Origin of the sequence: Sorangium sp. So ce1153 (genome assembly GCF_051521595.1) — a bacterium.
Lineage (GTDB): Bacteria > Myxococcota_A > Polyangia > Polyangiales > Polyangiaceae > Sorangium.
The window spans coordinates 8733996-8755387 of sequence record NZ_CP150361.1; the positions used below are offsets into that span (position 1 = coordinate 8733996).

The 21392-nt window shown below is 70.3% G+C and carries 16 protein-coding genes; 10 read left to right on the plus strand and 6 right to left on the minus strand.

Translation table 11 applies throughout. The annotated features are described in order from the left end of the window. Positions 1 to 52 precede the first annotated feature (52 nt). Both tssH and WME85_RS31375 read right to left on the minus strand, forming a co-directional pair. Complete coding sequence (tssH, locus tag WME85_RS31370; protein WP_437826647.1) at positions 53 to 2758, minus strand: type VI secretion system ATPase TssH; 2706 nt, start codon at positions 2756 to 2758, stop codon at positions 53 to 55. Between the two features lie 37 nt (positions 2759 to 2795). Further along, positions 2796 to 4643 carry a transglycosylase SLT domain-containing protein gene (locus tag WME85_RS31375; protein ID WP_437826649.1) on the minus strand — a complete coding sequence of 616 codons (1848 nt, stop codon included), beginning with the start codon at positions 4641 to 4643 and terminating at the stop codon, positions 2796 to 2798. A 207-nt stretch (positions 4644 to 4850) separates the two neighbouring features. Here WME85_RS31375 and WME85_RS31380 point away from each other — a divergent pair, with 207 nt between their 5' ends. Both WME85_RS31380 and WME85_RS31385 read left to right on the plus strand, forming a co-directional pair. Continuing rightward, on the plus strand, positions 4851 to 6143 hold the full coding sequence (locus WME85_RS31380; RefSeq protein ID WP_437302688.1) for a type VI secretion system-associated FHA domain protein: 1293 nt from the start codon (positions 4851 to 4853) through the stop codon (positions 6141 to 6143). A 132-nt stretch (positions 6144 to 6275) separates the two neighbouring features. Next, entirely contained in the window at positions 6276 to 6920 is a 645-nt protein-coding gene (locus WME85_RS31385) for a hypothetical protein (RefSeq protein WP_437826651.1), read from the plus strand. A gap of 288 nt (positions 6921 to 7208) precedes the next feature. Here WME85_RS31385 and WME85_RS31390 read toward each other — a convergent pair whose 3' ends face one another. Then, positions 7209 to 8126 carry a hypothetical protein gene (locus WME85_RS31390; protein ID WP_437826653.1) on the minus strand — a complete coding sequence of 306 codons (918 nt, stop codon included), beginning with the start codon at positions 8124 to 8126 and terminating at the stop codon, positions 7209 to 7211. 589 nt (positions 8127 to 8715) lie between these two features. Between WME85_RS31390 and tssD (WME85_RS31395) the strand changes: the two genes are divergently transcribed. The 5 genes from tssD (WME85_RS31395) (at position 8716) to tssG (ending at position 13256) form a co-directional block, all read left to right on the plus strand. Further along, a complete protein-coding gene (gene tssD, locus WME85_RS31395) occupies positions 8716 to 9222 on the plus strand; it encodes a type VI secretion system tube protein TssD (protein WP_437826655.1) in 507 nt (168 codons plus the stop codon). Between the two features lie 142 nt (positions 9223 to 9364). Continuing rightward, positions 9365 to 9850 (plus strand): type VI secretion system tube protein TssD, encoded by a 486-nt coding sequence (tssD, locus tag WME85_RS31400; protein ID WP_437826657.1) that lies wholly within the window; start codon positions 9365 to 9367, stop codon positions 9848 to 9850. A gap of 46 nt (positions 9851 to 9896) precedes the next feature. Next, entirely contained in the window at positions 9897 to 10316 is a 420-nt protein-coding gene (gene tssE, locus WME85_RS31405) for a type VI secretion system baseplate subunit TssE (protein WP_437302693.1), read from the plus strand. 73 nt (positions 10317 to 10389) lie between these two features. Beyond that, positions 10390 to 12159: a type VI secretion system baseplate subunit TssF gene (gene tssF / locus WME85_RS31410; RefSeq protein WP_437302694.1), complete on the plus strand. Its 1770-nt coding sequence runs from the start codon at positions 10390 to 10392 to the stop codon at positions 12157 to 12159. Then, the gene (gene tssG, locus WME85_RS31415) at positions 12156 to 13256 is read left to right on the plus strand and encodes a type VI secretion system baseplate subunit TssG (protein ID WP_437826660.1); all 1101 of its coding nucleotides are present in this window, start codon (positions 12156 to 12158) and stop codon (positions 13254 to 13256) included. The genes tssF and tssG overlap by 4 nt, the downstream gene beginning before the upstream one ends. A 104-nt stretch (positions 13257 to 13360) precedes the next feature. Here tssG and WME85_RS31420 read toward each other — a convergent pair whose 3' ends face one another. Further along, positions 13361 to 14077: a hypothetical protein gene (locus WME85_RS31420; RefSeq protein WP_437826662.1), complete on the minus strand. Its 717-nt coding sequence runs from the start codon at positions 14075 to 14077 to the stop codon at positions 13361 to 13363. Between the two features lie 147 nt (positions 14078 to 14224). On the opposite strand from WME85_RS31420, the gene WME85_RS31425 reads away from it, so the two are divergent. Together WME85_RS31425 and WME85_RS31430 are read left to right on the plus strand one after the other, a co-directional pair. After that, positions 14225 to 14932, plus strand: a complete 708-nt coding sequence (locus WME85_RS31425) for a hypothetical protein (RefSeq protein ID WP_437826664.1) — start codon at positions 14225 to 14227, stop codon at positions 14930 to 14932. Positions 14933 to 15055: 123 nt separating this feature from the next. Then, on the plus strand, positions 15056 to 16159 hold the full coding sequence (locus WME85_RS31430) for a hypothetical protein (RefSeq protein WP_437826665.1): 1104 nt from the start codon (positions 15056 to 15058) through the stop codon (positions 16157 to 16159). Positions 16160 to 16211: 52 nt separating this feature from the next. Here WME85_RS31430 and WME85_RS31435 read toward each other — a convergent pair whose 3' ends face one another. Then, positions 16212 to 17402, minus strand: a complete 1191-nt coding sequence (locus WME85_RS31435) for an FHA domain-containing protein (protein WP_437826667.1) — start codon at positions 17400 to 17402, stop codon at positions 16212 to 16214. 207 nt (positions 17403 to 17609) lie between these two features. Then, on the minus strand, positions 17610 to 20063 hold the full coding sequence (lon, locus tag WME85_RS31440; RefSeq protein WP_437302700.1) for an endopeptidase La: 2454 nt from the start codon (positions 20061 to 20063) through the stop codon (positions 17610 to 17612). A gap of 442 nt (positions 20064 to 20505) precedes the next feature. Here lon and WME85_RS31445 point away from each other — a divergent pair, with 442 nt between their 5' ends. Next, a complete protein-coding gene (locus WME85_RS31445) occupies positions 20506 to 21330 on the plus strand; it encodes a formylglycine-generating enzyme family protein (protein ID WP_437826669.1) in 825 nt (274 codons plus the stop codon). The last annotated feature ends 62 nt before the right edge of the window (positions 21331 to 21392 follow it).

Genomic DNA, 21392 nt, shown 5'->3' on the forward strand with positions numbered 1-21392 from the left:
TTTATGCGGAGTCTCGCGGCCCGTACAACTTTCGGTGCGCGAGCGCGGTCGATCAGTCGGAGAACGCGATCGTGAAGTTCTTCTCGGCGTCGACCCCGATCTGGAGCCGCTTCGGGAGCGGCCCCTCCGCCATCTTCTCGAGGACGGCGACCGAGAGCTGCGGCAGGAGCGACGCCCGGAGGATGTGGTCGATGTTGCGCGCGCCCGTGTCGACCTCGGTGCAGCGCGCCGCGATCGTGTCCACGAGCGCGTCCGAGTACGACGCCTCGATGCGCTGGCTCTTGCGCAGGCGGTCGACGAGCGCGTCGAGCTTGAGCCGCGTGATCTCGCCGAGCGCGTCGGGCGAGATCGGCAGGTACGGCACCGTCGTCATGCGGGCGAGCAGCGCCGGCTTGAAGTGCGCCGAGAGCGTCGGCTTGATCGCCTCGACGATCTCCTTGATGAACTCGCCGTCCGCGTCGAGCCGCCGCGCCGGGTCCTCCTCGCGGGCCGCGATCGTCATGTTCGTGATCTTGTCGGTCGCGAGGTTGCTCGTCAGGATGATGACCGTGTTCTTGAAGTCGACGAGCCGCCCCTCGCCGTCGCTCAGCATGCCCTTGTCGAACACCTGGTAGAACAGGTTCATCACGTCGGGGTCGGCCTTCTCGACCTCGTCGAGGAGCACGACCGTGTAGGGCCGCTGGCGCACGGCCTCGGTGAGCATCCCGCCCTCGCCGTAGCCGACGTAGCCCGGGGGCGAGCCGATCAGCCGGGAGACCGTGTGCTTCTCCTGGAACTCGGACATGTTGATGACCGTCATCATCCGCTCGCCGCCGAACATGAGGTCGGCGATCCCGAGCGCGGTCTCCGTCTTGCCGACGCCGCTCGGCCCGACGAGCAGGAACACGCCCTGCGGCGTGCTCAGCGGCTTCAGGCCGGCGCGCGCGCTCCGGAGCTCCTTGGAGATGGTCACGATGCCGTGCGTCTGCCCCTTGATCCGCCGGGTCAGCCGGTCCTCCATCTCGAGGAGCGCCTTCACGTCGTCCTGGACCATCTTGCCGACGGGGATGCCCGTCCACGCCGCGACGACGCTCGCGACCATGGCCTCGTCGACGTCCGGCCGGATCAGCGGCACCTCGCCCTGGCTCTGCTTGAGCTCGTCGAGCGCCTTGATCACCTCGCGGCGGGCGGCGTCGCGGTCCTCGTTCGTCTTGGCCTCGTCCATCTTCTTGCGGGCGTCGATGACCCGCTGCGTGCCCGCCGTCTCCTTCGCGTACGCGGCGCGCACCGACTCGAGCTCGGCCTTCGCCTTGGCGAGCCTGTCCTTCAGCTCGCCGACCCGCTCCTGGTCGATGTGCACGCCCTTGTCGCGATCCCGCTCGAGCGCCTTGAGCTCGGTCTCGGTGTTCACGATGAGGACCTCGGCGTCCTCGACCGCGGCGGGCCGCTGCTGCAGGGCGACCTTCACCCGCGCGGCGCAGGTGTCGAGCAGGTCGACCGCCTTGTCCGGCAGCTGCCTGCCGGTGAGGTAGCGCGCCGACAGCCGCACGGCCGCGGTCACCGCCTCGTCCTGGATGATGACGTTGTGGGCCTGCTCGAACTTCGGCCGGAGGCCGCGGAGCATGACGACGGCCGCCGGCTCGCTCGGCTCGTCGACCTTGACCGGCTGGAACCGCCGCTCCAGCGCCGCGTCCTTCTCGAAGTACTTCTTGTACTCGCTCCACGTCGTGGCCGCGATCGTCCGGAGCTCGCCGCGGGCTAGCGCCGGCTTGAGCAGGTTGGCCGCGTCGCCGCCGCCCTGCTGGCCGCCCGCCCCGATGAGCGTGTGCGCCTCGTCGATGAAGAGGATGATCGGCTTCGGCGACCCCTTCACCTCGGAGATCACGCCCTTCAGGCGGTTCTCGAACTCGCCCTTCACGCCGGCGCCCGCCTGGAGCAGCCCCATGTCGAGCCCGAGGATCTCGACCCCTTGCAGGAGCGGCGGCACCTTCGGGTTCTCCGGCGTGCTCTCGACGATGAGCAGCGCGAGCCCCTCGACGAGCGCCGTCTTCCCGACGCCCGCGTCGCCGACGATGATCGGGTTATTCTTCCGGCGCCGCGCGAGGATGTCGATGACCTGCCGGATCTCCCGCTCGCGGCCGAAGATCGGGTCGATCTGCCCCGCGCGCGCCTTGCCTGTGTAGTCGACGCAGAACTTCGCCAGCGCGGAGTCGGGCCCGGCGCTCGCCATGCCCGCCGGCAGCTTGCCGGCCCCGGGCCCGCCCGCGCCCGCCGACGCCGCGGCGGCCTCGGCTTCTTCCTTCGAGCCGGAGACGATCTTGGAGAGGTTGTTCTTGAGATCGTCTTTCGAGATGCCCTCGAGGTAAGCGCCGATGCTGCTCACCGAGTAGCGGGTCGGCTGCTGGACGAGGCGCTGGAACAGCACCCCGCTCCGGACCCGCTGGTACCCGTACTCCATGGATCCGACGAGATAGGCGTCCTGCATCCACTCGAGCATCGTCGGCGAGAGCACCGGCCTCCCGGCGTTGCCCTTCCTCAGCTCCTCCAGGCTGCGCTGGAGCGCGGCGCGGAGGTGCGACGGGTCGAGATCATAGTGGGATACGAGAAACGCGATGTCCGAGTTCGCGTCATCGAGCAGCGCGAGGAGCAGGTGCTCGAGAGTGACCTCGTAGTGGCGCGCGTTGACACACTGGCCAATCGCCGCCTCGAGGGCAGAAGTGCAGTTCTTGGTTAGTCGCTTGACGATGGCCTTGGTGTCGACGAGCTGCATGTGCGGCATGCTAGCCGAGGCGCGGCCTCGTCCGAAAGCGCCGTCGTCAGCCGCGCCCCTTGCGCTTCTTCTCGGCGGTGTCCGGGGCGCGGCTCTCGGCCCCGGCCTCTCCACGGTCCCGCGCTGGCGGCCTGGCCCCGCCGCGGGCCGCGTCGCCGCGCGCCGCCGGCGCCGCGTCGCCCGGGGCCTTGTCGTCCTTCGCCTGCGCGGCGCGCGCCTCCCCGGCGGAGGTGCGGTCCACCATGTCGGGCCGTATCCGCAGCTTCAGCAGGGCACCGACGCGGAGCTTCTGGTCAGGATCAATCCCGTTATCGCGCGCGACGTCCTCGACGTCGATCACGAACTGCCGCGCCACGCCGATGAGCGTGTCGCCTGGACCGACGCGGTAGAGCATCACCTCGCGCGCGGACCGCCCGCGCGCGGACCGCGGGCGCAGCGGCGCGTCGCCTGCGTCGTCGAGCGGGCCCTCCGCGCCGTCGTCGGCCGACGACGCGGCCACGGGATCGCGCATCGAGCGCCGCTTGCTGTACGCGCGCCCGGCGTCGTCATCCGCTTCCGGTTCCGCCGTCCTTTTTCGCGCCGGCTTCGGGAGCAGCGAGAGCAGGCTCTCGTCGTCGCCGCCCCGCTTCCGCGGCACGAAGTCGCGCCCGCCGAGCAGGTCGACCGGATCGAGGACCGACGCGTCGTCCGTCGCGAGCTGCTCCGTGGAGAGCATCGCGGGCAGCGCCGCCTGCGCCCGCGCCAGCGTGTCCGAAGGGAGCATCACGAGGAAGTCCCCCCGGCCGGGCGGCACGCGGTCCCCGAGGATGTCGGGGTTCAGCTTCCGCAGCGTCGAGGTCGCGACGCCCGCCGCCTTCGCCAGCGTCTTGAGCGGCGTCCCTGGGGGCGCCGCGATCTCGGCGGCGTCGACCGGCCGGCTCACCTCGACCTGGTCGAACCCGAACCGCTCCAGGTTGTTCGCCACGATCGCCGCCGCCCCGATCTTCGGCACGTAAGCCGCCGTCTCCGACGGGATGGCCTCCTGGCGCGCCAGCTCGTTGAAGTCCGACGTGCCGTACCGATCGATGCGGTCGAGCAGCTGCTCGTAGCCCATGTTGTAGGCCGCGAGCGCGAGGTCCCAGCTGCCGAAGCGCAGGTAGAGATCGCGCAGGTGGTGGGCGGCCGCCTGCGTGGCGAGGCGCGGGTTCTTCCGCTGGTCCAGGTGCCGCGTCTGCTGGAGCCCGTAGACCTCCCCGGTGGAGGGCATGAACTGCCAGAGCCCGACGGCGCCGACCGGCGACTTCGCCCTCGGATCGAAGCCGCTCTCGATCATGGCCACCCAGATGAGATCCTCCGGCAACCGCCGGTCCCTGAGCTCGGCCTGGATCATCTCCTGGTAGCGCCCGCTGCGCTTCAGCCACGTCTCGAACATCTGCCGCCCGCGGTCGGTGCGCGTGAAGAAGCGGACGTACTTGAGGGTGCGGCGCGACACGGCGAGCCGGAGGTCCGGCAGCTGCAGCTTCGAGAGCGCCTCGGCGCCGGCCGCGTCGAGGTCGTCCACGTCGTCGGCGTAGCTGCCCTCGGCGGAGAACGCGCGCGGCGGCCGCGAGTAGCTCGGCCGATCCATGTCGCAGGAGGCGCCCTCCCGCGCGTCGCGCCCCGCGGCGTCGCGCAGCCGCGACAGCTCCCGCGACTCGCCCGCATACGCCTCGATCCCGCGCGCCGCCGGCGCCTCGATCCCTCGCGCCGGCGGCGCGTACTGCGGCGGCGCGGCGACGAGCGCCGCGGCCGTGACCGGCGCCATGGTCCGCGCTGCGCCCGTCTGGTAGGTCGACACCGCCGACTGGACCGACGAGATCGCCGACTGGGGCGCCGCCATGCCGACCCCGTAGCCAAACGCCAGGGCCGAGACCATGGGAGGGATCTTATGGACGAGGCTCATGTGTGGTTTAAGGTCGCATCATGTAGGCAACGAGGTCAACTAACCAACGAACCGACCCGCGTGGGCGGGCGCCGGGCGTTGCGGGTCGGTGGCCGGGCTGCGTCCCGGCGGACGACCGGTTCGGATGGAGGGACGTCAGGCACTTCCCGTGCGGCGGAGAGGGTCTGCTAGTCTGCACCCATGCCGGCGGCGCTCTCGGCCCGCGTGTCCGACACCCAGGCCAACCAAAGCTTCGACGCTTCGTTCGAGCGCTTCCCTGTCCGGATCGGCAGGAACCAGCTGAACGATCTTCACATCGACCGGCCGTACATCTCCCAGTTCCACGCGGCGGTGGACGTCCGGGATCGCAGGATCCTCGTGCGCGACCTCGGCTCCACGAACGGGACGATGTTCGCCGGGCACCGGCTGGCGCGCGACACCTCGGTGGACGTGAGCAACCAGCCGGAGATCACGATCGGCCCGATCCAGATCCGGCTCGCGATCATCGAGGCGCCGCTGAAGGCCGAGAGCCCGAGCGACGGCACGCTGCTCGGCACGGGCGGCGAGAACCTCTCCGCCCTGCTCACGCCGCAGAAGCGCGCCGCTCCAGGCGGCGAGGACCCGTACCTCCGTCAGGTCGTCCCTTACCTCGAGGCGTACCGGACCGCGTGGGCAGCGGTCTACCGGATGATCTGGGATCACCTCGCGCGCCTCCCGCCAGACGCGCGCCAGAGCTACCTGCGCCGGCTGGGTGAGGAGCACCCGAGCGTGCTCGCGGAGCGGGACTTCCAGAAGATCTCCCAGTACTACGGCGTCGATTACCGCACGCTCGGCGAGCTGGCCCCGGCGAACGCTGCGTTCGCGGCGCTGTCCGAGCTGGCGAGCGCGCTCGCGCCCGGCACGAAGCCCCCGGACGACGTCGCGGGGATCGTCAACTTCGCGCGGCGGCTCCGCGACACGATGGAGGTCTTCCTGAAGTGCTTCGTGAGCCTGCGCGACGGCTACCAGACGTTCGAGGCCGAGGTGCTCGCCCGCGATCGATCCGCGGAGACTGACAGGGTCGCGACCGCGGGGGACGCGAAGGAGCTCGGCACGGTGCTGCTCACGCCCGAGGGCGGCGCGGACACCGCGCGCCAGCTGCAGGAGATCTTCGCCGACGTGATGAGCCACCAGATGGCGCTGCTGAGCGGCGTCATGGGGGGCGTTCGTTCGCTGCTCGTGAAGCTCGCGCCGAAGACGCTCGAGGAGAAGCTCGAGCGCGAGGGCAAGAAAGGCGGGCTGTTCTCGAACAAGTACGAGGAGCTCTGGCGGCTCTACGAGCGCCGCCACGGCGACTACTCGGGCGAGGACAAGGAAACGTTTCGGGAAATATTTGGCGAGCAGTTCTACCGGGCGTACGCTGCGACCGCCGCAGAGGACTACGTGTCATCCGGCGAGCCGGGAGGCCGGAGCATCGTCCGCTTCCCCGTCTCTGGGAATCCGAACAAACGGTAGCGCCCCTCAACGGCGGGGCTTCGTGCGGGGAGCCGCGCCTTGTGCTCGCCGAACTTCGCCGGTGGCGCAGCCGAACGCGAGGCGCCGTTCATGCGAATCAGGGAGAAAGTCGTAGCAGCAGGTTGTCTGGCCGTGGCCGCGTGCCTCCTCGCGCCGAGCGAGGCGGCTGCGCAGGTAACGCGCGATGAGAACTGGGGCACGGTCTCGGACGTGAGCCTCGTGCTGGGGACCTCGGTCGTTTTCCTGATGCCGCGCGTCTATTACAGCGATCCCGAGTCCACGGTCGGGTGGAAGGGGCGCTGGCATTTCTCGGTCCTGGCGCCCGCCATGACGATGACCGCGCTGACGCTGCTCGTGGACCTGCCGATCAAGGACGCGATCGAGTCGACGCGCCCCGGCTGCAGCGTCGACGAGACGAAGACCGCCCTGTCCAGCTCGGAATGCAAGTCCTTCGGCGGCCCCTCGACGCACGCGTTCGCCTCGTGGGGTGCGACGGGCGCGGGCACGGGCATCTTCCTTGTCGACACGTTCCGTTACTCGTCTGGCCGCTTCAACGCCGGCGGCTTCATCGGCAATGTGGCCTTCCCCCTCACCGCCTCGGTCGTCACCTCGATCGCCCGCGGCGTCGCTCCTGGCAGCGCGGAGGCCTACGAGGACGCCGGTCAGATCGCGATTGGCGGCGTGACCGGCTTCCTGAGCGGCCTTGCCATCGGCACCGCCTACGCGATGTTCCAGCCCCCGAACTGCGGTTACGGCAACGCGCTGTTCTGCTGGTAGCCACCGCTCCCCGCCGGCGAGACGATGCTCTCGCCGGCGGATATCGCCTCTTCCGTCTCCAGACAGCGCCAGGCCCCGCCGCCAGGACGGCCCCTCCCCTGTTCCCCCGATGGAGCGGCCCAGAGGCCGTGGGTGGAGCGCGAGGGGCAGGCGGCGACGGGCCGATGTCCGAGCAGATCCACGCGCGCCTCGTCCGCGCCCTGCGCGGGCGAGGCGCGTCATGCGAGTCCGGCGGGCGCCCGCCCCCCCCCGCGCTCCACCCACGGCCTCTGGGCCGCCGCTGCTGTTCTAGTCCTGTCCGACGACGCGCTCCCAGAGCGGATCGTTTGACGAGAAGAGCGTATCCCGCTCCACCCGGAGGAAGCGCTGGAACTCCACGCGGCGGAGCTCGCGATCGCTGTCGCGGTTGCCGCTCTCGGACTTCACGATCTTCACCCGCACCTGCTCGAGCAGCTGGATGCCGTTCGGCTTGTAGGAGACGTCGGTGCGCAGCACGTACCGCGCGTAGAGCCCGCGCTCGGTGACGGAGGGGACGACCGCGGTGCGCTCCAGGTCGACGGAGGCCGCCTCGATCAGCCGCCCCCTCCGCGCCAGGTAGAAGTGGGCTCGTTGCCTGCAGTCGTCGGGATCGGGGCAGCTCTTCGTCTCGGCCACGACGAGGTTGTCGTTGCCGAGGCGCACCGGGGACAGCCTGGTCCCCTTGGCGGGCGCGCGGAAGCTGCCGACGCCGTAGACGTCCGCGCGATCGCCGGCCGCGCGCACGAGCGCGACGAGCCCGCCCTCGTCGCCGTTCTCGAACTTGAGCACGCGCACCCAGACGGCGCGCAGCCCCTCCGGCCCGGAGCGGATCTCGACCTCGTCCGGATCGATCTTGCGCGGCCAGCCCGACTTCGAGATGCCTCCGCGCAGCGTCTCGTTGGCGAACACGTAGTGGCCGGTGCAATCGACGTCGGTCGGCCCGATGCCGCGCTCCTCGCTGTAGCCGGGGACGACGATCCCGAGCCACTGGTCGGCGTCAAGGGTGCGGACGGCCGCCTTTTCCCCCGCCGCGCGCCGCGCGGGCGGGAGCTGGGCGGTGCACACGGGAATCGGGTTCTGCTTGCGTGTCTGCAGCTCGCCGTGCGGCTGCTCGGGGTACGAACCGCAGCCCGTGAGGGCGGCGGCGAGCCCCAGGCCGACGACGGAGCCGAAGCGAACGATGCTCACGCGCCCTTCGTATCACGCAAGGCCTCGCCGAGGCGAGTTCGCGACCTAACGCCCTGGCCGGCCACGGTGGCCGGCCAGGCCCGCTGGCCGGCCACCGCGGCCGGCCAGCACCGTTGGCTGGCCAGGCCACCTTGTTCTCCATCTCGGCTGTCGCGCCCACCCCAGGATCCACGCGTCGGATCGCGCGTCGTCACGTCGCCCACAACGTCCGCAACACGCTCGATACGCCCAGGTTCCATCATCGAAGCGGAAGCGCATGGAACCGCGCGGAACCGCGCCGAGGTCGACGCAAGCAGGCGGAAGCACGTGGAAGCGGAGGGAGACGCATGGAAACGGATGGACGCGATGTAATATTGCGGACCGATGGAGAGCAGAAGGAGCGCGCTTTCTGGGCCACAAAAGTCTTGACGCTCCCATCTAGGGAGTTACCTTCGGGACTCCCTGCGATGAGCAGGGATAGAGATACGGTGCGAGCCTTATCTCGAAGCATCCGAACTCCTACTCCCGAGGGGGCGGACCTTCTGCCAGCGCGCAATGGGGCGTAGACTGAGTCCAGGGGGCGAGTCCTTGAAGGTAGAGGCATCTGATCATGGCGTTGCAAGCTCATCTCAAGGTGAAGGGTATCACGCAGGGTCCCATCGACGGCTCGATCACCCAGAAGGGTCGCGAGAAGACCATCGGTGTCATCCAGGTGCACCACTCGGTCGTGAGCCCGCGTGATCCGGCGACCGGCATGCCCAGCGGCAAGCGGCAGCACAAGCCCTTCGTCATCACGAAGGAGCTCGACAAGTCGACCCCCCTTCTTTACAACGCCCTGGTCAACAACGAGAGCATCACGGAGTTTGAGCTCAAGTTCTACACGCCGGGCATGAAGGCGCAGTCGAACGTCGGCAAGGAGCAGAACCACTACACGGTGAAGCTCATCAACGCGACGGTCGCGAGCATCGACTTCATCATGGAGAACACCCGCAAGCCGGGTGAGGCGCAGGTCCCGGAGTACGAGCGGGTCGCGTTCACGTACCAGAAGATCGTGTGGTCGTTCGACGACGGCGACGGCGCCCGCGAGGCGACGGACGACTGGGAGACGCCGCAGTGATCGCTGCCCGCCTCTGATGTTTTCTCGCGCCGGGCGGCCTTCGGGTCGCCCGGCCACGTTTGTCGTACCGGGCAGGCCGGCCAGGGTTGGGGCTCTCATGTTCATGGATGGCCATCACGCGCAGTAGGAGCAGAACCCTGGCATGGCCCTCCACGCCTACCTCAGAATCGTCGGAACAAGGCAGGGGGAGGTCAGGGGCTCCGTCACCCAGAAGGGCCGTGAAGGCACGATCCTGGTCACCGGGGTCTTCCACAGCCTGGTAGGCCCGCGGGATCCGGTGACCGGGCGCCCGACGGGCAAGCGCATGCACAAGCCCTTCGTCATCACGAAGGACCTCGATCGGTCCACCCCTCTCCTCCTCAGCATCCTCAGCCACAACGAGAACATCGACCGCTGGGAGCTCCAGTTCTACAGGTCGATGGCGACGGGCGTCGAGCGGCCGGTCTTCACGGTCCAGCTCACGAACGCGAACATCTCGAGCATCCATTTCCACATGCTCAACGTGCGGAACCGGACTCATGCGCGGATGCCCGAGCAGGAGGAGGTCGCGTTCACGTACCAGAGGATCATCTGGACCTGGAACGACGGGGGCGTCTCGGCGGAGGACGACTGGCTCACGCCGCGCTGAGCGGGCGGGCTTCCGCTCGAGGCGCGGGCTGAGCTACGCTGGCGCCGTGGCTGGCGCATCGCTCCTCACCCGGATCACGCACGCGGCCGACCCGCACTCGACGGAGCGGCGCACCTACCGGGATCACGACCTCGAGTCGGCCATCCTGACGCACCTCGGGCAGATGCTGAACACGCGCCAGGGCAGCTCGCTGACCTGCCCTGACTACGGCCTCATGGAGGTCTCCGAGGTGCTGCACGAGTTCCCCGAGGCGATCGGCCTGGTGCAGCGCTCGCTCAAGAACTGCATCCAGACCTACGAGCCGCGGCTGAAGAACGTGCAGGTCCGGCACATGCGCAGCGACTCGGTGCAGTCGATGATCCTCGAGTTCGAGATCACCGCGCAGATCCAGTTTCCCGACGGCCGGCGCCAGGCGCTCCGGCTCGGCGCCGCGGTGGACCAGAGCGGCAACGTCCGGATGACGTAGCGTCTGTCCGGCGGCCGGGCTCACGGCGGTTGACAGGCTCCGGCCCCGGCGGTCGACTGGCGGTGGCGAGAGGATGTTCAACAAGTACTACCAGGACGAGCTCACCTACCTGCGGGATCTGGGGCGGGAGTTCGCGGCCGCCTATCCCGGGATCGCGCCGATGCTCGCGGAGCGCGGCGGCGACCCCGACGTCGAGCGGCTGCTGGAGGGCGTCGCCTTCCTGACGGGCAAGATCCGCCAGAAGCTCGACGACGAGCTCCCCGAGGTGATCCACTCGGTCGCGTCGCTGCTCTTTCCGCACTACCTCCGTCAGATCCCGGCGACGTCGATCATCGAGTTCACGCCGCTGCCGAACGTGGTGCGCGAGAAGCTCGTCGTGGGCCGGCACGCGGAGGTCGGGTCGGTGCCGGTCGACGGCGTCTCGTGCCGCTTCCGCACGACCCAGGACGTCGAGCTCGTCCCGCTCGCGGTGGAGGACGTGCGCGTCGACACGGGCGCGCAGCTCGCGCAGACGCTCCGCATCGAGCTCCGCCTGACCGGGGGCGCCGCGCTCTCGGGCCTGTCGCTCTCCTCGCTCCGCTTCTACATCCACGGCGAGCGCAGGCTCCAGGACGATCTCCGCCTCTGGGTCGGCGCGCACGTCGACGGCGTCGCGCTCGCCGCGGTCGACGCCGCGGGGCGCGACACGACGATCGCGTCGCTGCCGGCGCGCTCCGTGCGGCTCACGGGCTTCACCGACGAAGAGGCGCTGATCCCGTACCCGAAGACGGTCTACCCCGGCTTCCGGCTGCTCCAGGAGTTCTTCACCCTCCCGCAGAAGTTCGCGTTTTTCGAGGTGACCGGCCTGCAGGCCATCTCGGCGGAGCGGATCTCCGATCGGTTCGCGATCCTGCTGCAGTTCAAGGACGGGCTCCCGCCGGGGACCCGGGTCGGCAAGGAGAACATCCGGCTGTTCTGCTCGCCGGTCGTGAACCTGTTCGAGCACACGAGCGACCCGATCAAGCCCGAGGCCACCAAGCACGAGTACCTCTGCCGCCCGGCGGGCGCGGCCCCCTCCGCCTTCGAGATCCACAGCATCGACAAGGTCGTCGGGATCGCCCGGCGCACGAGCCAGCGCGTCGAGATCCCCTCGTTCTTCAGCTTCCAGCACGAGCTCGATCCCGAGGCCGCCGCGCGGACGATCTTCTACCAGGCGCACCTCCGCCCGGCCGCGATCGGGGACGGCATCGACATGTACCTGTCGTTCGGCTCCCCGCAGGACGCGGGGGCCCTCCCCGAGTTCGACGTGATCAGCATCGAGGCGACGAGCACGAACCGCCGCCTGCCGGCGCAGCTGAAGATGGGCGACCTCAGGGTGCCGACGGCGACCTCTCCCGCCGTGGCGAGCTTCACCAACCTCACCGGCGTCACCGCGCCGCTCCCGCCGCCGATAGGGCGCGAGCTGCAGTGGCGCGTGCTGGCGCACATGGCGATGAGCTACCGCTCGATCACGGAGCTCGAGGTGCTCCGAGCGACGGTCGATCTCTACAACTTCCAGGCGATCGTCGACCGCCAGGCGGCGCGCGCGAACCAGCTCCGCCTGGCCGCGATCAAGTCGATCCGGGTGCGTCCGACCGATCGGCTGTACCGTGGAGCGCCCGTCCGCGGCGTGGCGGTCGACATCGAGCTCGACGAGGGCGGGTTCGTCGGCGAGGGGGAGATGTACCTGTTCGCGAGCATCCTGAACGAGATGCTCGGGTCCTACGTCTCGCTGAACTCGTTCACGCAGCTGACGGTCACCGGCACGAACACACGCGTGGTGCACAAATGGGAGCCGAAGAGCGGCAGCCTGACCCTGATATGAAGGCGGCTGCGCCGAGGGGCGCCGCGGGCGCCGACCCCGCCGCGCTGGAGGCGATCGGGCGCTTCGCGGCGACCGCGCCGCGCTTCTCGTACTACCGCCTCATCTACCTGCTCGAGCGGACCTTCCCCGCCTCGCCGCCGGTGGGCCAGCTCGGGCCCGTGCAGGACGAGCGCATCCGGCTGCGCAGCGATCCGTCGCTCGTCTTCGCGTCGAGCGACGTGAGCGAGCTCGCGGTCGTCAAGTCCCCGGACGCGGTCCAGCGCGCGCGCGTCTCGACCACGTTCCTCGGCCTGTACGGCTCGGTGTCGCCGCTGCCGGCGTACTTCATCGAGCAGATCGCGCTGGCCGACTACCAGGGCGGGCCGCAGCCGATCCGCGAGCTCCTCGACGTCTTCCACCACCGGCTCCTGTCGCTCCTCTACCGCGCGTGGACCAAGTACCGGCTGCCGGTCACCTACCGCAAGCAAGGCGCCGACCCCTTCTCGCGGCGGATGCTCTGCGCGGTCGGCCTCGACGGGTTCCGCGACTACGAGACGCCGCTCGATCGCTTCTTCTTCCTCCGCTACGCGCCCATCCTCGCCTCGAAGTCGCGCTCGGCGAGGAACCTCGAGACCGTGCTGTCCGAGATGCTCGGCGACATCGACGTGCGCATCGAGCAGTTCATCGGACACTGGACGAAGATCGAGAAGCCGTTCAGGAACAAGCTCGGCGTGATGAACCACCAGCTCGGCGAGAGCCTGACGCTGGGGCGCTACGTGTTCGACGGGTCGGGCCGCTACAAGGTCGTGCTCGGTCCGGTCGGCTACGACGAGTACCTCTCCTTCTTGCCCGGGGGCCATCGCCAGGAGCTCGTCCGCGGCGTCATCGAGACGTTCACGCCGGGCATCCACGACGTGATGCTCGAGATCCACGTGGACACGGAAGAAGCGCCTCGGTTCCAGCTCGGCTCGCCGCGCGCCGCGACGCTCAAGCGCACCGCGTGGATCGGCGGCTCAGCGGCCGAGCGGCTCGTGATCACGATCCCGCTCGACGACAAGCACCTCGCGGGCGGCGACGACGCGGACGACGAGGACCGGGGCGAGCCCCCGCCGATGTGAGCGACGCCGGGCGGAGCCGCGTCGGGCCGCCGGGCCGGGGACGGCCATCGCGGCGCGTGCGGCGCTCGGCGCGCGGCGGGCGCGGCGCTCACGTCGCCGCGCGCTCAGTAGACGGTGAGGCTCTGCAGCGCCGCCGTGATCTCGTCGGCGTTCGCGTCGACGTTCTGGTGGTGCACGATCTGCACAAGCAGGACACGGCGGGGGCTCCGGATGAGTACCTCGTGGGCGAAGGCCTCGGAGACCGGCTTCGAGGGGATCTTCGCCTTGACCAGGTAGCTGCGCCCCTGCGTGTTCGCGGTCGCCACGGGCGCGCGGCCGGAGAGGATCTGCGCGCCCTGCTCCTCGAGGTCTGCCTCGTAGCGCTTGAGCACGTCGGGCCACGGGTCCTCGGGGCTGTCGATGCGCTCGTAGATCGAGAACAGGAACTGCCGCGGCGACTGGTACGTGATGAAGCGGCGCTCTGGCGTGTAGTCCGCGCCGCCGACGTTCCAGTCCATCGGGCGGCTCATGCGGACGTCGCCGTTCATGAGGCCCACGCCGATCCTGCGGGGAACCCGCTCCGTCGCCGGGGCGTCGAGCGGCGGGAAGTACACCTCGAAGCTCGAGTCCTTGCTCAGGACGCCGGCCGCGCCGTGGAGGTAGAAAACGTCGTCCTGCTTCGGCGCGGTGGGCGACCCGCCGCAGCCGGCGAGCAGCGCGATCGCGGCCACGGCGGCGCAGGACGCTCCGGCGCGCGCTGGGGCGGCTGGCGTGGCTGCGGGCGGACGCCGGGCGCGGAGGGCGAGGGCGTGCGCGAGCATCGGCATTCCGAGGTGCCTCATCAAGCGAACTCTAGGCCAGCGGGGGCGCGCCAGCCAAATGTTCGCAGAGGAGTTTGCCCTCGGGGCGCCCGGCATTGAATGATTGCCCGGCCCGGGCAGCGCTGCGCCCGCCGATCGAGGCGGTGCCCCAGGTGCCGCGAGAGAGCCATGTCGAACGAAAGCAAACCGAGCCGCGAGGGCGCGCCCGCCGGAGCACCGGCGGCGAGCGCGCCGTGCCCCCCCTTCCGCATGAGCCCCCATCGCGAGCGTCCGGCGCCGAGCCGCCGCGCGCCCCGACGCCCAGCGCGCGCAGCGGCCCTCGCGCTCGCGCTGGGGGTCCCGGCGTGCAGCGGCATCGACGCCGGCGTGGAGTACCCGAGCGACCTGCCCGATCCCGATCGGTTCCTCTTGACGCCAGAGAACGGCCCGGATCCCTCGCTCACGCTGGGCGGGTTCAAGGTCGGCCCCGAGACGTGCAAGGACGTCGACACGCACCCGGTCACCCAGAAGCTCTCGCCCGAGGATCTCAGCCGCTTCCTCTCGGCTCAGGGCGCCGGGAGCATCGCCCCGAAGCAGGCGAGGTCGAACCTGTACTGGTTCGACTTCCCGGCGAGCGACAAGTCCTTCGTCCGGCTGCGCCTCGCGGTGCTCGAGGACTCGAAGCACGCGACGCAGGATCTTCACGACGCCGTGCTCCAGCATGGGCCGGGCTGGTGGGGCGTCCGCCGCTCGAACCTCGCCGTGCTCGCGCCGAAGGCGAGCCTGCGGGAGGCGATGGCGTTCGCGATCAAGTACAAGCTCGTCTGCTGGGGGGTGTTCACCTACGCGGGCAACGACGACGCGTACGTGGTCCCGGGGCCCTACGCCGAGCTGTGAGAGGGAGCGCCCGCGCGGGGGGGCGGCGGCGCGCGCCGCTGCCGCCACCTTGCCTGGCGACCTCGGCGGATCTGGCCCACCCGCGGGGAGACCGCGTAGACTGCGCCCATGCGCCGCTACGTCATGCTCGCCGCCGCCGTGTCTCCGCTCCTCGTCGCGGCCGCAGCCGTCACCGTGCCCGGCTGCGGCGAGGAGTTCGAGAACATCTGCGCGTTCCTCCAGGATCCGAACAGCTGCTACGCGGACTTTCATCGCGAGATCGACGATCGTTGCGGGTTACAGGGTGAAGGGCAGACGCTGAAGGGCACCTTTGCCAGCCGAGAGACCCTTGACGTCTGCTTCCTGACCAGCGGTGGACAGGTCGTCTTCGATCCGCCGCTCGACATCGCGGCATTCCCCCCGACGACCGTCTCCTTCAAGCGCATCGACGCCCAGGCGCGGGAGTGCGGCACATTCACTTACTCGGGGGAGTTCACCTACTCGGTGACGATCAATCCGTGCGGCGAGCCCGAGAATGCCGGGGGCGCCGGGGGCGCGGGAGGCGCCGGGGGCGCCCTCCCTCAGTGCGACGACGGCAGCGGTCAAGACGGCGGCGGCGGCAGCGCCGGAGGAGGCACCGGTAGCGGCGGCGGCGCTGCCAGTGCTGTCAGCGTGATCGGTGGGACAGTCGCCATCACGACGCCGGAAGGCCGGGACACCCTCGATGTGAGCTGCGCAGACGGCACGTCGCACCATTTCAACCGGATCGACGCCGAGAAGAAGTGCAGCGACCAGGTGGACCTGCTGCCGAAGGCGGTGCTCGAGGTGAGTCCAGGGAATCAGCCCCCACCGACGATGGATCCGACAGCTACGGAGGAGTTCGCAGGCTTCATCAGGTTCAGCGTCCACTACCCTCCGAGCGCGACGGCGGCAGACGGCACGAGCACCAAGGCCGATACGGTCAACTACTTCGACTGCAGCATTCCGGCCCCTGCGCCACTCTGCTTCAACGGGGAGAAGGACGGGCTGGAGACCGATGTTGACTGCGGTGGGACGCTCTGCGAAGCGCGTTGCGAAGACGGACAGTCCTGTATCTCGGCTGCCGACTGCACGTCTGAGATCTGCGAAGTCGAGGACGGCTTCCGCAAGTGCCAAAAGGTGGGGACAGGCGCTGGCGGCGCTGGCGGCGCTGGCGGCGCTGGCGGCGCTGGCGGCACAGACGGTACCGCCGGCGCAGGCGGACAGTAGCCTCCGCGTAGCTATAGAGCTGGGGCGCCTGCCACCTCGCGCCCCTCTCCCCTCACGCCACCAGCACCTTCACCACGAACGTCGTGCTCCCGAGCCGCAGCCGGTCGTTGTCGCGCAGCTGACGGCGCTCGCCCTGCGCGAGGCGCTGCTCGTTGACGAAGGTGCCGTTCCGTGAGCCGTCGTCCTCGATGAAGGCCTGACCCGTCGTCGGGTCCGCGTGGAGCGACGCATGGCGCGAGGAGGCGCTCGCGTCGGGGAGCCCGATCTCGGTCGCGGGGTCCGCCCCGGCGCGCCCGATCTGCGTGCGGCCGCTGTAGATCGGCCAGAAGCTGCCCCCAGGATCGTTCTGGAACGTCACGATGAAGCCGACGAGGACGCGCGAGGGCTGCGCCGAGACCGGCTGCACCACGCCCGGGACCGCGCCCTGAACGACCGGCGGCGCGACGATCGCCGGCGCCCTGCCCTGCACGGCCGCGGGTACCCCGCCCTGCACCATCGGCGGCGGCGCTACCGCTCCGCCCTGCACCATCGGGGGAGGCGCCACCATCCCCGGCGTCCCCGTCGGCACGACCCCAGGCAGCCCGCCCTGAACCATCGGCGGCGGCGCTACCGCTCCGCCCTGCACCATCGGGGGAGGCGCCACCATCCCCGGCGTCCCCGTCGGCACGACCATCGGCGGGGGCGCGACCATCTGCGGCGGCGCGCCGAAGACCGGCGCCTGCGACACGGGCTGCGGCCCCATCGCCCCGCCGACCGGCGCGCCAGGCACGATTCCCGGGATGGGCGACGCAAGCGGCGGCTGGGCCGGCATGACCCCGGGCGCGTTCACCGGGGGGGACGACGGCTGCGACGTGAGCCCCGCCGACGGCGCTGCGCGCGCCCAGGGAGAGACAGGGAAGGGCGCGTCCGCGCCCGTCGAGAACGGGACGCCGCCCCCCGGCGAGCCAGGCGCCCCGATCCCGACCGGCTGAGGCGGCGGCGGATACGCGCCCTGCCCGCCTCCCACGGCGGCGTAGCCCGGCGACACAGGCTGCGGCACCGCGCCGCCGTAGCCGGAGATGACCGGCTGCCCCGGATAGCCCGCAGGGCCGGGCGGCGCATAGGCCCCTCCCGCCTGCACCGGCGGCGGAGCCGCGACCGGGACAGAGGCTCCAGGCGCTGCGCCCGCCACGCTCGCGCCACACATCGTGCAGGCTGCGTCGGTCTCCTTGAGCATCCACGCGCAGTTCGGACACGGCCTCATGCGCTGACGAGGCTACCGATTCGCTTGACATCCGTCGAGAGGAGAGCGGCTGAGACGCGGAGATGCCCCGCGGAGCGCGGCTGAGGCGACGGCATCCCGCGGAGGACGGCAGTCACCGCCCCGCGGCTCTCGTGGAAGCACAGACCGACAAAAAAAGCGCCGCGCGTTCAAGCCGCGCGGCGCTCACGGAGACGGATCGCCCAGGGATCAGTTGCTGGCGATCGAGCTCTTCTCCGACTTCTCGAGATCCTTCTTCTCGCCGTCCTTCGACTCCTCGGTCACGGGCGCGGGCTCAGGCAGCCGCTCGAGCGCGGCCTCCAGGACCTGCTCCATCCGGCTGACGAAGAAGAACTGCAGCTCGTCCACGACCTCCTTCGGGACCTCCTCGAGGTCCGCCCGGTTGCGCTCGGGGACGATGATGCGCTTGATGCCGGCGCGGTGCGCCGCCAGCACCTTCTCCTTCAGGCCGCCGATCGGGAGCACCCGGCCGCGCAGCGTGATCTCGCCCGTCATCGCGACGTCGTGGCGGACCTTGATCCCGGTGAGGAGCGAGACGAGCGCCGTGAACATCGTCACACCCGCGCTCGGCCCGTCCTTGGGCATCGCGCCGGCGGGGATGTGGATGTGCAGGTCGCTCTTCTCGAGGAAGTCCTTCGCGATGCTGTACTTCGCCGCGTTGCTGCGCACGAAGGACAGCGCCGCCTGCGCCGACTCCTTCATCACGTCGCCGAGCTGGCCGGTCAGCTGGAGCTTGCCCGTGCCGTACATCCGCGTCGCCTCGATGAAGAGGATCTCCCCGCCGACGCTCGTCCACGCGAGGCCCGTCGCGACGCCGCTCTCGGCCGTGCGCTCGGCGACCTCGCTCGTGTACTTCGCCGGGCCGAGGAACTCGTGCAGGTCGTCCTCGTTGTCGACGCGCCGCTTCTGCGTGTCGCCCTCCGCCACCTTCACCGCCACGCCGCGGATGACGCCCGCGATCTGCCGCTCGAGCGAGCGGACGCCGGCCTCGCGCGTGTAGTGATCGATGATCTCCTCCAGCGCCTTGTCCGTGACCTCGAGCTGCTCGGTCGTGAGCCCGTGCTCTGACAGCTGCTTCGGGAGCAGGTGCTGCCGCGCGATCGCGAGCTTCTCCTTCCGCGTGTAGCCGGGGATCTCCAGGATCTCCATGCGGTCGCGGAGGGGCGGCGGGATCGGGTCCGCCACGTTCGCGGTCGCGACGAACATCACGTGCGACAGGTCGTACGGGATCTCCAGGTAGTGATCCGCGAACGTGTTGTTCTGCTCCGGGTCGAGCACCTCGAGCAGCGCCGCCGAGGGGTCGCCGCGGAAGTCGTGCCCGATCTTGTCCACCTCATCCATCATGAAGACCGGGTTGATCGTCCCCGACTTCTTCATGCCCTGGATGATCTGGCCAGGGAGCGCGCCGACGTAGGTGCGCCGGTGGCCGCGGATCGCCGCCTCGTCGTGCACGCCGCCGAGCGAGACGCGGTGGAACTTGCGGCCGAGGGCGCGCGCGATGCTCCGGCCGAGCGAGGTCTTGCCGACGCCGGGCGGGCCGAGCAGGCAGAGGATCGGGCCCTTCTTGTCCTGCTTCAGCTTGCGGACCGCGAGGTACTCGAGGATGCGCTTCTTGACCTTCTCCAGGCCGTAGTGATCCTCGTCGAGCACCTTGCGGACGCTCCCGATGTCGAGGTTGTCCTGCGTCGACTGCGTCCAGGGCACGTCGAGGATCCAGTCGAGGTACGTCCGCACGACGGTGTACTCGGCCGACCCGACCTGCATCGTGCGCAGCCGCTTCAGCTGCTTCTTCGCGACGGTCTCCGCCTCGGTCGGCAGGTTCGCCTTCGCGATGCGGTCCTCGAGCCCGTCGAGGTCGCCCTGATCGCCGTCGTCCTCGCCGAGCTCCTCCTTGATGGCCTTGAGCTGCTGGCGGAGCACGTACTCGCGCTGGTTCTTGCCCATCTCCTCCTTGATCTGGGAGTTGATGCGCTCGCGCATCTTCAGGATCTCGAGCTGCCGCGTGAGCAGCCGGAGCACCTTGCGGATGCGCTCCTTGACGTCGATCGTCTCGATGAGCTGCGCCTTCTCCTCGACCGGCGCGTCGAGGTTGGCCGCGACGAGGTCGGCGAGCGCGCCGGGCGCCTGGATCGAGTCGATGAGCGAGCCCGCCTCGCGCGGGAGCTCGGGCATCAGCTGGATGACCTGCTTCGCGATGTCGCGCAGGCTCATCGCGAGCGCCTCCGCCTCGACGTCCTCCGTCGCCGGCTCATCCATGCGGCGGATCTTGGCGCGGAGGTACGGCGTGTGCGCCGTGACGGTGTCGAGCCGGATCCGCGTGAGGCCCTGCAGGATCAGCGAGTAGTTGCCGGAGCTGTGCTTGAGCGCCTTCAGCACGCGGGCGGCGCAGCCCATCGGGTACAGGTCTTCCGCCCCGGGATCGTCGGTCGACGGATCGCGCTGGGCGAAGATCGCGATGACCGGGCCGGGGAGGTTGTCGACATCCTCGACGAGCGCGACCGACTTCTCGCGGCCGACATCGAAGGGCGCAACGGCGCCCGGGAACAGGACCGCATTGCGAATCGGCAGGACCGGCAGCTCGTCGCCGAAGACGACCTCTTCCTCGGAGCGCGGCGGCATCGGCGGGTTCTTTTTCTCGGACATGGCGATCTCCTCTAGGCACCCGACCGGGGGAGGTAAACCCCTTCATGAACCGGCGGCCGGGCCGCGCGATCGACGCGCGCCCCGGTCATCTTGGCTTGCATCCAGACGGATGAGAATGGTGCGACGCGGAGCCTGCTGGCGAACACAGCCCGCGAGGCTACGGGAGCTCACCATAGACACGGCGCATGCCGCGTGCCACAGCCCTGGCCATTTTTTTGAATGAGGATACGCTGCGGTCAGCTCCGACCTGCAGCGCTCGCCCGTCGCGCCCGTCACGCCACTCACCTGGCGCACGCGCGCGACGCAGCGCAGGGTCTCCTCCGCGGTGGAGGAGACGCGCGTCTCGTCATCGCGCGCCGCCGACCGCCAGCCAGGCCGCGCGCGGCGCAGCCAGGGCGACGCGGCGCTCGGAACGGAGCGATCACGGAGCCCTCGCTGAACGATGATCGATCCCCTGCTCGGCCTCGGCGCGCTCGCGATCGCGATGCTCGGCCTGCCAGCGGCCCCTTCCCTGGACCCCGGGCCCAGCGCGGCGTGCCCGGCGGACATGCGGCTCGTCACCGGCACGCACCACGACGAGGTGCAGCATGTCTGCGTCGAGCCGGTCAAGAGCGGCAAGGCCACGCACTGCTTCGCGTACTGGGAGGGCATCACCGCCGAGGAAGGGCCGACGACCGAGATCTCGGTGTGCATGGACCAGTTCGAGGCGCCCAACCAGCGGGGCGCGAAGCCGCTCGTCATGCAGTCGTTCGAGATGGCGACCGCCTGGTGCGGGGCGCGCGGCAAGCGCGTCTGCGCCGAGCAGGAGTGGGAGCTCGCTTGCGAGGGCCCCGAGCGGCGCCCCCTCGTCTACGGCTGGCGCGTCGACAAGGCGGTCTGCAACAGCGGCAAGGCCTGGCGGCAAGTGGACGAGCGGAAGCTCGGCGCCTCCGGCGAGGTGGCGCGGCGCGAGGTGGAGCGGCTCTGGCAGGGCGCCCCGAGCGGCTCCCACGCCGGGTGCGCCTCGACGTTCGGCATCTTCGACATGATGGGCAACGTCGAGGAGTGGGTCGCCTCGCGCCGCGGCCGCCGGTGGCCAGGCGCGCTCATGGGCGGCTTCTGGGCGAAGCCGTGGACAGGCTGCCGCGGGACGAACGACGCCCACGAGCCGAGCTTCGTCTTCTACGAGACCGGCTTCCGCTGCTGCGCGGATCCTCGCCCCGCGCCGGGCGCGGCGGGGGGCGACACGGGCGGAGACGGCAGCGGCAGGCCAGCGGCGCGCCCCTGACGCCGCGGCGGCGGGGCGTGCGGGGCGTGCGGGGCGTCAGGAGCGCGCCGCGGAGCAAGAAG

Excerpts from the sequence above, each read along its gene's own strand:
- tssH (WP_437826647.1), bottom strand. The coding sequence starts at position 2,758 with ATGCCGCACATGCAGCTCGTCGACACCAAGGCCATCGTCAAGCGACTA.
- WME85_RS31375 (WP_437826649.1), bottom strand. The coding sequence starts at position 4,643 with ATGGTCTCGGCCCTGGCGTTTGGCTACGGGGTCGGCATGGCGGCGCCC.
- WME85_RS31380 (WP_437302688.1), top strand. The coding sequence starts at position 4,851 with ATGCCGGCGGCGCTCTCGGCCCGCGTGTCCGACACCCAGGCCAACCAA.
- tssD (WP_437826655.1), top strand. The coding sequence starts at position 8,716 with ATGGCGTTGCAAGCTCATCTCAAGGTGAAGGGTATCACGCAGGGTCCC.
- tssD (WP_437826657.1), top strand. The coding sequence starts at position 9,365 with ATGGCCCTCCACGCCTACCTCAGAATCGTCGGAACAAGGCAGGGGGAG.
- tssF (WP_437302694.1), top strand. The coding sequence starts at position 10,390 with ATGTTCAACAAGTACTACCAGGACGAGCTCACCTACCTGCGGGATCTG.
- tssG (WP_437826660.1), top strand. The coding sequence starts at position 12,156 with ATGAAGGCGGCTGCGCCGAGGGGCGCCGCGGGCGCCGACCCCGCCGCG.
- WME85_RS31420 (WP_437826662.1), bottom strand. The coding sequence starts at position 14,077 with ATGAGGCACCTCGGAATGCCGATGCTCGCGCACGCCCTCGCCCTCCGC.
- WME85_RS31425 (WP_437826664.1), top strand. The coding sequence starts at position 14,225 with ATGTCGAACGAAAGCAAACCGAGCCGCGAGGGCGCGCCCGCCGGAGCA.
- WME85_RS31430 (WP_437826665.1), top strand. The coding sequence starts at position 15,056 with ATGCTCGCCGCCGCCGTGTCTCCGCTCCTCGTCGCGGCCGCAGCCGTC.
- WME85_RS31435 (WP_437826667.1), bottom strand. The coding sequence starts at position 17,402 with ATGAGGCCGTGTCCGAACTGCGCGTGGATGCTCAAGGAGACCGACGCA.
- lon (WP_437302700.1), bottom strand. The coding sequence starts at position 20,063 with ATGTCCGAGAAAAAGAACCCGCCGATGCCGCCGCGCTCCGAGGAAGAG.
- WME85_RS31445 (WP_437826669.1), top strand. The coding sequence starts at position 20,506 with ATGATCGATCCCCTGCTCGGCCTCGGCGCGCTCGCGATCGCGATGCTC.